This is a genomic window from Nostoc sp. DedSLP03 (genome assembly GCF_034530815.1).
Lineage (GTDB): Bacteria > Cyanobacteriota > Cyanobacteriia > Cyanobacteriales > Nostocaceae > Nostoc.
Genome location: NZ_JAVRCK010000032.1, coordinates 12,014 through 25,310, shown reverse-complemented (window position 1 = coordinate 25,310; position 13,297 = coordinate 12,014). Strand labels below are relative to the sequence as shown.

At 41.0% G+C, this 13,297-nt stretch carries 10 protein-coding genes; 8 read left to right on the top strand and 2 right to left on the bottom strand.

Annotated elements, in window-relative coordinates; translation table 11 throughout:
* The first annotated feature begins 56 nt into the window (after positions 1 to 56).
* The 6 genes from RM368_RS16920 (at position 57) to RM368_RS16895 (ending at position 8,403) form a co-directional block, all read left to right on the top strand.
* Complete coding sequence (locus RM368_RS16920) at positions 57 to 434, top strand: response regulator (protein ID WP_322695128.1); 378 nt, start codon at positions 57 to 59, stop codon at positions 432 to 434.
* Positions 435 to 550: 116 nt separating this feature from the next.
* Entirely contained in the window at positions 551 to 958 is a 408-nt protein-coding gene (locus tag RM368_RS16915) for a response regulator (protein ID WP_322695127.1), read from the top strand.
* Between the two features lie 425 nt (positions 959 to 1,383).
* Positions 1,384 to 5,100 (top strand): diguanylate cyclase domain-containing protein, encoded by a 3,717-nt coding sequence (locus tag RM368_RS16910; RefSeq protein ID WP_322695126.1) that lies wholly within the window; start codon positions 1,384 to 1,386, stop codon positions 5,098 to 5,100.
* Between the two features lie 691 nt (positions 5,101 to 5,791).
* Positions 5,792 to 6,514, top strand: a complete 723-nt coding sequence (locus RM368_RS16905; protein WP_322695125.1) for a carbonic anhydrase — start codon at positions 5,792 to 5,794, stop codon at positions 6,512 to 6,514.
* Positions 6,515 to 6,827: 313 nt separating this feature from the next.
* Positions 6,828 to 7,712 carry an NAD(P)-dependent oxidoreductase gene (locus RM368_RS16900; protein ID WP_322695124.1) on the top strand — a complete coding sequence of 295 codons (885 nt, stop codon included), beginning with the start codon at positions 6,828 to 6,830 and terminating at the stop codon, positions 7,710 to 7,712.
* Between the two features lie 70 nt (positions 7,713 to 7,782).
* Positions 7,783 to 8,403, top strand: a complete 621-nt coding sequence (locus RM368_RS16895) for an O-methyltransferase (RefSeq protein ID WP_322695123.1) — start codon at positions 7,783 to 7,785, stop codon at positions 8,401 to 8,403.
* Between the two features lie 528 nt (positions 8,404 to 8,931).
* Here RM368_RS16895 and RM368_RS16890 read toward each other — a convergent pair.
* Both RM368_RS16890 and RM368_RS16885 read right to left on the bottom strand, forming a co-directional pair.
* Positions 8,932 to 9,705, bottom strand: coding sequence for an SDR family oxidoreductase (locus RM368_RS16890; protein WP_322695122.1), 774 nt, complete (start codon positions 9,703 to 9,705; stop codon positions 8,932 to 8,934).
* A gap of 181 nt (positions 9,706 to 9,886) precedes the next feature.
* Entirely contained in the window at positions 9,887 to 10,726 is an 840-nt protein-coding gene (locus RM368_RS16885) for a nuclear transport factor 2 family protein (RefSeq protein ID WP_322695121.1), read from the bottom strand.
* Between the two features lie 84 nt (positions 10,727 to 10,810).
* Here RM368_RS16885 and murG point away from each other — a divergent pair, with 84 nt between their 5' ends.
* Complete coding sequence (murG, locus tag RM368_RS16880) at positions 10,811 to 11,884, top strand: undecaprenyldiphospho-muramoylpentapeptide beta-N-acetylglucosaminyltransferase (protein WP_322695120.1); 1,074 nt, start codon at positions 10,811 to 10,813, stop codon at positions 11,882 to 11,884.
* Positions 11,885 to 11,909: 25 nt separating this feature from the next.
* Positions 11,910 to 13,184, top strand: a complete 1,275-nt coding sequence (locus RM368_RS16875) for a hypothetical protein (protein WP_322695119.1) — start codon at positions 11,910 to 11,912, stop codon at positions 13,182 to 13,184.
* The last annotated feature ends 113 nt before the right edge of the window (positions 13,185 to 13,297 follow it).

Below are 13,297 nucleotides of genomic sequence, written 5' to 3'. Positions count from 1 at the left end.
ATGACAAATGACAAATGACAAATGACCAATGACAAATGACCAATGACAAATGACAAATGACAAAAAAATTGTTAATTGTGGATGATGAAGAACGAATCCGCGAATTAGTGCAAGCTTGTTTAGAAGACTTGGGGGGATGGGATACCCTGACAGCTGCATCAGGGTCAGAAGGATTAAAAATTGCCCAGATGGAACTTATTGATGCCATTCTACTTGATGTTTCTATGCCTGACATGGACGGCTTTGCAGTCTACGAAAAACTTCAGGCAAATTCAGAAACCGAAGCTATACCAGTGATTTTGTTAACGGCGAAAGTCCAAGGGAGCGATCGCGCCCGTTTCGCCCAGATGGGAATTGCTGGGATTATCACCAAACCTTTTGAACCCACCTCTATTTGCAACGAAGTTAGTGAAATTCTGGGGTGGGACGATTAATAATTAAGTTTGGTAACGAAATCTATCTCTTTATTAGTTTTTTATTTTTGTAATATATTTTTTTGGTTACAGATAAAAACCTTTTATCTGTAACTAAGAAAGGTATATGAAATCAAATGAACATCCTAAAGGAGGTAAATATAATCGGCAAAACGATATTGCTCATTGATGATGAACTGCATGTCCGTGAGATAGTAAAATTTTGCCTCCAAGATTTAGCTGGTTGGAACGTGGTGACAGCAGATTCTCCATTAGAAGGATTGCAGAATGCAATACACTATATTCCTGATGCAATTGTATTAGATATCTCAATCCGCGATTTGGCTAGTTTTGAGTTTATGAATAAACTAAGAAATCATCCAGAAACTCAAGCTATTCCTGTAGTGTTGCTCAGTGCGAAAGCGCGATGGTTGGATTCGCAAATTTTGCGACAGTATCAAGTTGCAGGTGTAATTCTCAAACCCTTTAATCCAGTTACCCTCCCGTCTCAAGTTGCTCAATTGCTGGGTTGGGATTTTACTTGACTAAAAGATTAAACAAGAATGGGTAAAACATCCGTAAGAATTCAGAATCCAGAATCCAGAAGTCAGAATTAAGAAGACTTTGATACCTAAACTTAATAAGTTTAATAAAATCAAGAAGTTATTACCAATAATAGCAATCTTGAATTATTAGTAAAAAATAAAATCGCTGAAACACTTATAGATACTTTTTTCTGCCTATATATTTTCTCACGTTTCAATTTGGATTGCTACAGCGGATTTTAAAGAAAGTGAAGTACGCAACGATTCGTCTCAAAGCCAGGTATAAAGACTGTTTTACTTCTGAATTCTGCTGTATATCAAGTTTAAGCTTAAATTTAACTTAACGTTTTAGGTAATTTGGAATAAAATTAAATACTAGAGAAAAATCTTACATTCATCTAAGTGCATATACATAGATTATTACTATGCTGTTCAATCGTCTATCGGGTTCTGAAATTGATTTAAAGCAAATCCTCGATCGAATTAGGATGCTGGCCGATCAAATTCATCAGTCACTTGAAATGAGTGAAATTCTCAAGATTATTGTCAGCGAAGTTAGAACAACATTAGAAAGCGATCGCGCCATTATCTATCGTTTTTTGCCGGATGGAGATGGAGTCATCGTAGAAGAGTCTGTAAGTAATGGATGGAAACCGATTCTAGGGCAATTAATTTACGATCGTTGCTTCAATGCGATATGGGTAGAGCGATATCGAGATGGAAGCGTTAGTGTCATTGAAGACATTAATACTACAAACTTTGACCCTTGTTACAAAAAACTATTAACAGACTTGCAGATTCGAGCTAATTTAGTAGTACCAATTTTAGTAAACAATCAAGAACTTGATGGAGTTTCTAGTACATATCCTCATTTATGGGGCTTAGTAATTGCTCACCAGTGCAGTGGTTCGCGTCAATGGAGTTCTTTAGAAATTGAGTATTTCCAACTGATAGCCGCAGAACTAGCAATCGCTCTTGGGGAAGCAGAACGCCATCGGCAAAAGGCTACATCCTGCCAAAAACTAACGCTGCAACTCAATCAAAACTTAAAAAATTTGACAGTTCAGCCAAGGTTGAAATCAATCAAAAAAACTCTGTATCAGAATTTTAGAGGTTCCATTATCACAAGAACAGCATTGCCAAAGAATATATCAGTTGCAGACTTGATTGCATTTGACCGATTACAAACTCCAGTTTGGATTTATGATATTCAAAACTTGCAGATGTGGTGGGCGAATCAATCTGCTGTGCATATTTGGGATGCTCAAAGTCGAGAAGAATTGCTCAGTCGCAACTTCAGTGATGTTTCCCAGTCTACTCACACTCGAATGCAAAGCTATTTGCAAGAATTTCAGCAAGGGAAAACCATCACTGAAAACTGGACATTTTACCCAGAAGGAAAACCTGTTTCTCTACGCTGCATCTTTTCTGGAATTCAAATTGAAGAAGGACGAATGGCGATGCTGGTTGAAGGATCGACAGAAATTATCAATCAGATCGATCGAGAAACACTCAGATCGATTGAAGCCCTACGTCACACCACAGTCATGATCTCGCTTTACACGATCAATGGTGTACCTTTGATGCAAAATCCGGCAGCCCTTCGCTGTTATCGGGATACCCTGTACCCTAACTCGTCAGTTGAGAATATTTTCCTGAGTCACTTTGTTGACAAGAGTGTTGGACAACAAGCTATGAAAGCGATTAATTGCGGTGAGGCGTTCAGCATAGAGGCTCAGGTGTTTACTACTGAGGGAATTCAGTGGCATGGGATCGATATACGATGCACCCGCGATCCAGTAACGGGTAACTCCATCATCCTCGTCAACGAAAACAATATTACCAAGCAACAAGCTGCACTACAAGAACACCAGCGTACAGAATCAGAATTGCGCTGGCGGGAAGCTTTGCTGCGTTCTATGACTGAAACTTCTTTGCTGGGATTTTTTGTTGTTGACAATCGTACCGATGAAATCCTCTATTTCAATCAGCACTTCTGTAAAATTTGGGGCATCGAACATCTAGAAGACCAAATGCGTTTGGGTGCTTTAAAAAATAATGACATCATTCCTGATTGTATATCTTCAATTGTCGATGCATCGGCATTTGTCGAATCTTATAAACCATTGCAGTCTGAAGAAAATCGTTGCACGATTGAGGATGAAATTTTATTTGTCGATGGGCGAACGATTCGCCGCTTTTCTAGTCAAATTCGAGATACTCAGGATCGATACTTTGGGCGGTTATACATTTTTGAAGATATCACCCCTCGTAAACAAATCGAAGCCGCACTCAAAAACAGTGAAGAAAGATGGCAGTATGCCTTGGAAGGAAATGGTGACGGAGTTTGGGATTTGAATGCTGAAACTAACGAAGTCTTTTTTTCCCGACGATGGAAAGAAATGTTAGGGTTTGCAGAGCATGAAATTGGAACTACCCTCAGTGAATGGGAACAGCGGGTTCACCCCGATGATAAAGCGAGGGTTTACGAGGAGATTAGCAAGCATTTATCCAGTGAAACCCAACAATATGTCAGTGAATATCGGATTAAGTGCAAGGATGGAACCTACAAGTGGATTTTAGATCGGGGTCAAGTTTCGAGTCGCGCCAAGAATGGTTTTCCCCTACGGATGCTAGGAACTCATACTGATATTACTGAACGCAAGCGTATGGAAGAAGCGCTGCGAGAAAGCGAACAACGCTATCGTTCCGTAATTACAGCGATGGCAGAAGGTATTGTCCTACAGCAATCCGATGGACGCATTATCACCTTTAATGACAGTGCCGAAAGAATTTTAGGGTTAACAGCCGATCAAATGATGGGGGGAACTTCCATCGCTTGGCAGTGGCGAGCGATTCATGAAGATGGCACTTCTTTTCCAGGCGAAACTCACCCCGCCATTGTCACTTTACGCACCGGAAAACCTCAATTTCATGTGATTATGGGAGTTCATAAACCTGATGGCAGCTTGACTTGGATTTCAATCAATTCTCAGCCACTGTTTGAATCCGATGACTCAAAACCATCTGCGGTGGTGACATCATTTACAGATATTACAGACCGCAAACAGGCACAAATTGCCCTGCAACAGCAAACAGAACGGGAACGCATGGTTTATGCGATCGCTCAACATATCCGTAGGTCTTTGGACTTGGATGAAATCTTAAACACAACTGTTGCTGAAGTTCGACATTTTCTGCAAACCGATCGCGTCATCATCTATCGCTTTAACCGTGATTGGAGTGGTGTGATTGTCACAGAGTCTATAGCAGCAGGTTGGCAATCGATTTTGAATATGGAAATTACAGACAGCTATTTTGTCAATATACAGGGACAGTCTTATCCAGAGAGTACGCTCAGAGTTACTCCAGACATCTACACCGCCGGATTTGCCCCTTGTCATGTAGAGTTATTGGAAAAGTTGCAAGTCAGAGCCAAGCTAGTTGTACCAATTTTACAGGGCGATCGCCTTTGGGGCCTTTTGGTTGCTCATCATTGCAGCGCCCCGCGTCAGTGGCAACCTTGGGCAAGCGAACTGCTTCAGCAATTGGCAACACAGGTAGCGATCGCTATTCAGCAATCAGAACTTTATCAACAATTGCAGCGTGCCAACCAGCAGCTTGAAAATATGGTAATGGTGGATGAATTAACTCAAATCGCCAATCGCCGATGTTTTGATCTTAAGCTTAATTCTATCTGGCAATATCTTTTACGAGAACAAGGTTTTATATCACTACTTTTATGTGACATTGATTATTTTAAACAATATAACGATACTTATGGTCATACGACCGGAGATGATTGTTTGCGCTTTATTGCCCAAGCTTTCAAAAAAAGTGTCAAACGTTCTAGAGATTTAGCTGCTCGTTATGGTGGAGAAGAGTTTGTTGTCATCTTGCCTAACACTGCTAGTAATGGGGCTGTTCACGTTGCCCAAGAAATTCATAAAGCTATCCAACAGCTAAATATTCCCCACGCGGCATCGCCTGTGAAGCACCACGTCACTTTGAGTATCGGAATTGCCACAGTGATTCCGACACCGAATATGGCTCCTTTAGATTTGATTGAGGCAGCAGATCAAGCCCTTTATCAAGCCAAAGCAAACGGGCGTAATCGTTCTTGTATAAATAGACTGTCTTAAAGAGTGAGCGATGCCTGCGCTTCTTGCGATCCTACGCTGATCGAGTAATTGTTAATATTTTCTAAAGTTTTTTAACTACTGTCATTTCTTTATTAGTTCTTTATTTTCTGTTTATAAATTAAAGCTGTTGGTAGTTAAGCCAAGAGCAAACTACTTATTTTTGTTTAACTTTTTTAATAAAACAACAATTTTATGACAAACTGCCCTTGCTGTTCTAACCAAATGCTTCGTCACATTCGTTTACAAGAAACCTACTGGTTCTGCCGCCACTGCTGGCAAGAGATGCCTAACCTGAGTTTAGATAAAAGTACTTTAAATTTGACTAGAAAAAACACATTATTAGCCAAAGAACCAATTTCAGTCAACCACAAATTTTTGAAAATGAACGTCATAACAGAGCTTTGTGCCTGAGTGAATCAGGAAGCAAACACTAAACAAGCTACGCTATTGCTTTTAGAGGATGTTTGAAAAGTTTAATTTCCAATACTTTTCAAACATCCTCTTTACTAGCTTTTAATGATTATCTTGTAGCGCTTGTTCATCTACTTTGATTGCTAAACCAGATGGAATTCTAACCACTCGAAATCACGCGAATATTAAATGACTCTTAAACCGTGTAATCAAGTACTCTTGCATCTTAGTTAAGTCTGATATCTTCTTGAGAACAGCTTGATTGTTGTCAGGTAGATTGATGAGTCGAATTAATGGATTTGTCGGGCGACGTAATTTCTTGAAATTCGCCAGTGTTGTAGGTATTGCAGCTACTACTTTTGGTGATAGCTTTTGGAATACAGAGCAAACTGCTGTTGCTGATATTCACCCAGTTAACCCTAATTCAATTAGTCCAAATGAAGCCATCAAACGCTTGCTTGATGGTAATCAAAGATTTATCGATCAAAAACGCCAATATCCCGATCAATCACTAGAACACCTACGATTAGTTGCGAAAGCTCAGTATCCCTTTGCCGCCATATTGGGCTGTGCAGATTCTAGAGTACCCGCAGAAATTGTTTTCGATCGAGGACTTGGAGATTTATTTGTCGTGCGAGTTGCTGGTAATGTTGTCAGTGACACGGTTATAGGTAGTCTGGAATATTCTACAGCAGTATTGGGTTCGCAGTTGATTATGGTTTTGGGTCATAAAAGATGTGGTGCAGTAGCAGAAGCAATCAAAAACGAACCACTTCCGGGCAGAATTGGTTTGATTATTGAGGGTATCAAACCATCTGTAGAAAGGGTAAAGCTCAGAACTGGCGATAATATGCAAGATGCAGTTATAGCCAACATTCAATATCAAACTGAAAAATTGCAAGAAAGCTCAACTATTTTAGCTAAATTGCTTCGTGAAGGTAAACTAAAAATTGTTGGTGCTTGTTACGATATTGATACTGGTAAAGTCAACATTCTTAGTTGAATATCTCCCACATTTCCAGTGTAGGATTCTTACACTATGTTATTGTATTACAATTCATTAAAATCCCTATTATAAATTGAAATAAATCTAGTTTATTTTGATGAATTGCCATTTTTTATTGCAATTCATCAAAATCCTTATATATAAAGATTGTTTTGCTCCTACCTCTTACATATCTCTCAGGAGATAGCTTGCTTGTTAAGCTTATCCGTGGTTTGATTAAAGTACGGTAAATACGTCGGTTTATCGTATTTTGTGACTACTCAATTACCTGAATTAACTTGTCAGCCATAAAATAAATATAAAACTTTCCATGCCTATCCAAACTATTGGTATTTTAAGTCCGGGTGATATGGGACAGGCGATCGCAGCTGTTCTCAATCAACATGGATTGAAAACTATTGCAGCCCTAGACGATCGCAGCGAACGAACTCGGCAATTAGCAGCCGCAGCCAACATCCAAGATGTGGGTTCCCTCAGACAACTGGTAATTGAATCTGATGTGGTGCTGTCAGTTCTAGTCCCCGCAGCGGCTACCCAAGCGGCGAAGCAAGTAGCTGAGGCGATCGCCAATGTTGGTAAACCCATTCTCTACGTTGATTGTAATGCGATCGCACCCCAAAAAGTCATAAATATCGGCCACTTGATTGAATCAGTTGGGGGAACATTTGTAGATGCATCAATTATTGGCCCACCACCGCGAGTTCCCAATCGCACCCGCATCTACACTTCTGGAAAGCAGGCAAATCAACTGCAACAACTGCGCGATCGCGGACTGGATGTACGGGTAATTGGTGATGAAATTGGTCAGGCCTCCGGGTTGAAAATGTCCTACGCAGCACTGACAAAGGGACTTACAGCAATTGGCACAGAATTACTAATTGCAGCCCATCGTTTAGGTTTAGATAAGGAACTATGGGATGAAATATCTAATAGTCAACAAGAACTTGCTAGTATTTTGACGCGTTCCATTCCAACGATGACACCGAAAGCACATCGTTGGGTAGGAGAGATGGAAGAGATTGCAGAAACCTTTAAAGAGTTAGGTATGACAGAGCAGATTTTTTACGGAGCAGCTGACGTTTACCGTTTGGTGAAAGAAACTTCCTTGGGTAAAGAAACACCAGAAAAATCTAATCGCGATCGCCCGTTGGATGAAATCATTACAATCCTTTCTAATGAAGCAAGTGACACTTAATCGTAAAACCTGAGAATTTATGACTCAAGAGCAATGGACGGCGGTCGATCGTTACTTTACCGATCTGCTTGTGCCGTCCGACCCCGCGCTGGATCAAGCCCTCCAAACCAGTGCCGCCGCCGGACTACCCCCGCACAACGTTTCGCCAAACCAAGGCAAACTATTGTTACTATTGGCGCAAATCCAAGGAGCGCAAAGCATTTTAGAGATTGGCACACTGGGCGGCTACAGTACGATCTGGCTAGCACGGGCGTTACCCAGCAATGGCCGCCTCATCACACTGGAAGCTGCCCCAAAGCACGCCGAAGTTGCCCGCGCTAATATCGCTCACGCTGGTCTGTCTGAAGTTGTTGACCTCCGCCTCGGACAAGCGCTCTCTACACTGCCACAAATTGCCGCCGAAGGTCACACATTTGACTTAATCTTTATCGACGCTGATAAGCCAAGTAATCCTGATTACTTCGCGTGGGCGCTCAAGCTTTCCCGTCCCGGCAGCCTGATTATCGCTGATAATGTTGTGCGTAACGGAGCGGTGATTGATTCCAGTAGCAACGATCCTAGCGTTCAGGGGGTGCGTTGCTTCAACGAACTGCTTGCTTCTGAGCCACGCGTCAACGCCACGGCAATCCAGACTGTGGGTAGCAAAGGATATGACGGCTTTGCGATCGCGATCGTCATGGCTGACCAATAGCCAATATACCTGCCTTGCAAATAGTGTTGGCGATATTTGAGTCGATCTACACTAACGCAAACTCATGAAAATTTAGAAAAACTTAAAGCTTGTAAAAAATAAACCCAGCAGGGACTATATAACAAGTCCCCCTGCCAGGAAGGTATAGTATATTCTGGCCATGTTTGATTAGATTAGCGCTTATTTATAAAAAATAATTGCGTATCCTTAAATACAATAACTAAATACTTCGTAAAACACAGTTAAGAAAAGTTATTAAATAGGTTAATTTACAATTAAAATCCAATACGCTTGGGTTAAGAGTTCTTCACTCTAGTTGAGTTAGTAAAGGCTTAACAAACTCTCTAGATGTAAACAGAAACATAAACTGTAAGACTTTAAATATTTAGTGAAATTAAATATGCATTATCCAGAACCTTAGTAGAAACGTACTATTGCTACGTCTCTACATTTTTTCTACCAAATGTCTCTTGAGTAGAGTAAGTGGCAGAGGTAAGCTTTTTGAGAATGGGATGAGATAGATTACTTTTATGTTCGTCGATTAACTAGGGTAGCGCTAGCTTGGTCAACAGGCATTAGCACAACTTCATTAATATTGACATGGGGCGATCGCGTCACACAGAAAAATATCACATCAGCCACATCATCTGCTGTTAGGGGTGTAACTCCCTGATAGACTTTGTTGGCGCGTTCAGTATTTCCGTGAAAGCGTACCTCGCTAAATTCCGTTTCTACCATACCAGGATCGACAGAAGTTACACGGACTTGCGTACCCAACAGGTCTTGTTTTAAACCTTCAGAGATTGCTCTGACAGCAGCTTTGGTAGCACAGTAGACATTGCCACCGGGATAGGTTTGATGTCCAGCGATGGAACCTAAATTTACCACATGACCGCGATCGCGGCTTACCATTCCCGGAACGACATAGCGGGAGACATAAAGTAAACCCTTAACGTTAGTATCAATCATGTCTTCCCAGTCTTGAAAGCTGCCTTCGTGTAACTTATCTAAACCACGACTCAAGCCAGCATTATTAATGAGAATGTCGATGTCAGACCAGGCAGGGGGTAGAGTCGCAATGGCAGATTCAACAGCATGGCGATCGCGCACATCTAGCTGTAATAAATGAATTTCAGTACTAAAATCTTTACTCAGAGTATTTGCTAGCTGCTGCAAACGTTCTAACCTTCGTGCTGCTAAAATCAGTTTTGCACCCGCACCAGCAAAGATTTTTGCACAAGCAGTACCGATACCACTACTTGCACCAGTGATCAAAATGATTTGATTTTGTAGGGAAGTCATTAGGATAGTTAGGAGTGAAAAGTTAACAAGGATAGTTAGGAGTGAGGAGTTAACAGTTATGAATTATGAATTAGCTACAAGTTTGATCGTTCATAATTTATCATCAATCGGTCTATAACTCCTACCTCCCAACTCCTACCTCCCAACTCCTAACTCCAAACTCCTAACTCCTAACTTCTAACTACTTCTTCACCACTTGCAGGCGCTGAGTTACCATTGTCATCCCATTACCTCGCAGGATGACAGCAGAAATCCATTGGCTACCTGGGGTAGATGGTGCTTGTCCTACTTTAAACAATCCGCCAGATGTCAGTAATTCCAAATCGACGGGTGTAGGATTAAGAAATTTATCTGGTTGGATAGATTCTTCTAAGGCCGTTCCTAGTAAAAAATCATCACCAAGTGGCTGTTGAACGATCGCATCAAAATTATACTTCTGACCGACTTGCACTTGCTGGGGCAATTTAATATCAATTTGGGGCGGATTACTACCAGAAGTAAGCAGGGTGCGTTCTGACAAAATATCTTGGCGGACTATTTTTCCGCCTTCAATGCGCTGACGCGATCTAATTGTGGCATTGAGAGCTAACTTATTACCGTTACCAGAGGGTAAGCCAGTTATTTTTGTTTCTGTTTCAGCAATAATCCCGTTGGCTTCAGGTTTGGAAGATAGCAGTTTCGTGCTGTATTGCAATTTCGGATATCGTTGCCAAAGTGAAGTCAAAGACTTTTCCAGGGTTTGGAGGTTTAATCCATCGCCATGAGTGAAATTGGGACTGTAAAATTGCAACACCCCTCTGACATCGCCTCGGCTGGCGGCGGTATCAACTTGTGTCAACAGGTTTGTCAAAGCAGCTGGTGCATTTTGGGCTGTTGTGGCTTGGGATAATTGCTGTGGTGTCGTCGCCTGAGTACGTTGCCAACCAGTTGTTAAACCAATAGTCAGCAGAAACGAAACTAGCCAGATATTTGCTGGAAATTTGAGTTGTCGTCTCACTAAGGCGGTAATAATGTTAGTCATGGGTAAGAGTTTACTGATTTGATCAGAGAAAGTAAGCAAATTGTTTTATCTTAGTTAAGCTAGACGCTAAACGGTAGAGGTTTGATGGCAAACGCACCGATACGATTATTAATAGCTGCCAGTGGGACTGGTGGACATTTGTTTCCAGCGATCGCCCTGGCACAAAAACTTCCAGATTATCAAATAGAATGGCTGGGAGTACCCGATCGGCTAGAAACTCAACTTGTCCCGAAACAGTATCCCTTGAATACTATTGCAGTTGAAGGGTTTCAGCAAGGGTTTGGAGTTTCCTCGATTCGCATTTTGGGTAAACTCGCCCTTTCGATTCTAGAAGTCAGACGAATTCTCAAACAGGGAAATTTTCAAGGGGTGTTTACCACAGGGGGTTACATTGCGGGGCCAGCCGTCATTGCGGCGCGTTCTCTCGGTTTACCTGTGATTTTTCACGAATCTAACGCTTTACCCGGTAAAGTAACTCGCTTTTTTGGCCCTTGGTGTAGTGCGGTAGCCTTGGGATTTGAAGTAGCTGCTAAGTATTTGCCTCGTGCCAAAAATGTCTATGTTGGTACTCCCGTGCGATCGCAATTTCTTGATGGGGCAATTAATGCGCCACTGGATTTAGCTATTCCTGATGGTGTGCCTTTAATTGTTGTTTTTGGCGGTAGCCAGGGTGCAGTTGCAATCAATAACTTGGTGCGCGAATCTGCAAAAGCTTGGTTTGATGCTGGTGTTTATGTAGTACATTTAACTGGCGATCGCGATCCCCAAGCAGATAGTCTCAAACATCCACAGTACATAGCCTTACCTTTTTACAACAATATGGCAGCGTTATTGCAACGAGCAACTCTTGCCATTAGTCGTTCTGGCGCAGGTAGCTTAACAGAATTAGCAGTGTGTGGAACGCCAGCGATTTTGATTCCTTACCCCTTTGCCGCAGAAGACCATCAGTCTTACAATGCAGACGTATTTACTTCATCGGGTGCAGCGTTAACACTGAAGCAATCTGAGTTGACGACTGAAGTATTGCAAAATAATGTGTTGAATTTATTGCAGTCACCGCAAGAGTTAGCAAACATGGGGGAAAAAGCAAAAGCGATCGCAGTTCCTGATAGTGCCGAAAAATTGACGCAGTTAGTGCGTGAGGTGATAGAAACATAACGTTGATTATTGAGCAATAGAGAATATGTTATTTAGCAAAAAACTTCGCTTTACAGTGGGTTGTGCTGCCTTGTTACTTGTCAGTTTAGCAAGTAGTTATTTATATACCCACTCAAAAACTAAACAGTCATTTACTCAACAAGAAAATTCTGCTCTACTTCAATCGCAGATTTCTATGACCTCAAATAAAGATAGCGATCGACTTAACTCCAAGTCTCAAAATGCTTTTACATCTCGACAGAATTTGTTAGCGGCATCTACACCCTATTCAGTTGTTGATGAGTTCAAAAAATATAAATTTAACATTAATGGTAGCCAGATTGCGACTCCAGGAAAACTGCCAAATACTAAGGTTAAATTTAATCAAGGAGATTTATTAACCGTTCTCGTTAATACTAGAAAATATTTTCAAGATTATGCTTCAGAAGACCCAGATATTATGCGTACAGGAGTGCTTGCTACACAAGGAGTTACTGTAGCAGATGTCCTTAAGACTTTGGATTTCATGATTGCTGTTTTGAAAGAAGATATTGCTAATAATCGGGCTACTCGTTTACAAGACTCTCAATTTATTAATACCAATTTTCGAGTCATTAAATGGTCTGCCTACAATCCCAAAGCTAAACAGCAAAAACAATTACGAATCACCAAATATGCTGTATTTACTCACCCTGGCTCCCGCAAGAAAACCTCTACTTTTAACATACCAATTTATAGCTTAAAAAGCAACTCTAATAACGATGATAAGTTTTACACTCGATACACAAAGCAAGATGTTTTATCTGGTATTTATGAACCAGGTGGTCGAGAATTTGGAAAAGTTAATACTCTTGCTTATCTAACCAGAAATGGCTTAGAAGAAGCAATTATGGAAGGAACAATCCTGATTAATTTTACAGATGGTTATAAGGCATTTTTTAATGTAGATAGAAACAATGGAATAGCTTATATCCGTGGATTAAAGGCAACAGCACAAAAGCGTTATTGGTATTTTAGAGAAGTTGATGCTATTAAAGGCTATGGATACAAAATAGATGCAAAAATTTCTATCAAACCCGGAGTTACTTTTGCTGGAGATGTTTTAAATATCGGTTTAGGTAAAGTGATTGTGATTGAGCATACTCAAGGTGGTCGCAAACATCTGCAAATGGGAGTCATCGCCGATACAGGCGGAGCATTTTTACCCAATCTTTATCAGCTCGATTTTTTGGCAGGTATTTTTAAGAATAAAACAGAATTTGGGCAGAATATCAGACAAATACCGGACTATGCTACGGCATATTTTTTAGTCAAGAAGTAATGCATTGACCAAAGAGGGGGGAAAGGGAAAAGGTTAAAGGGAAAGGAAAAAGATGTATTTCGAGATACGTAGTACGAGAAATACAGCCTCCTCGCCTCATATCAAGCCCCTAA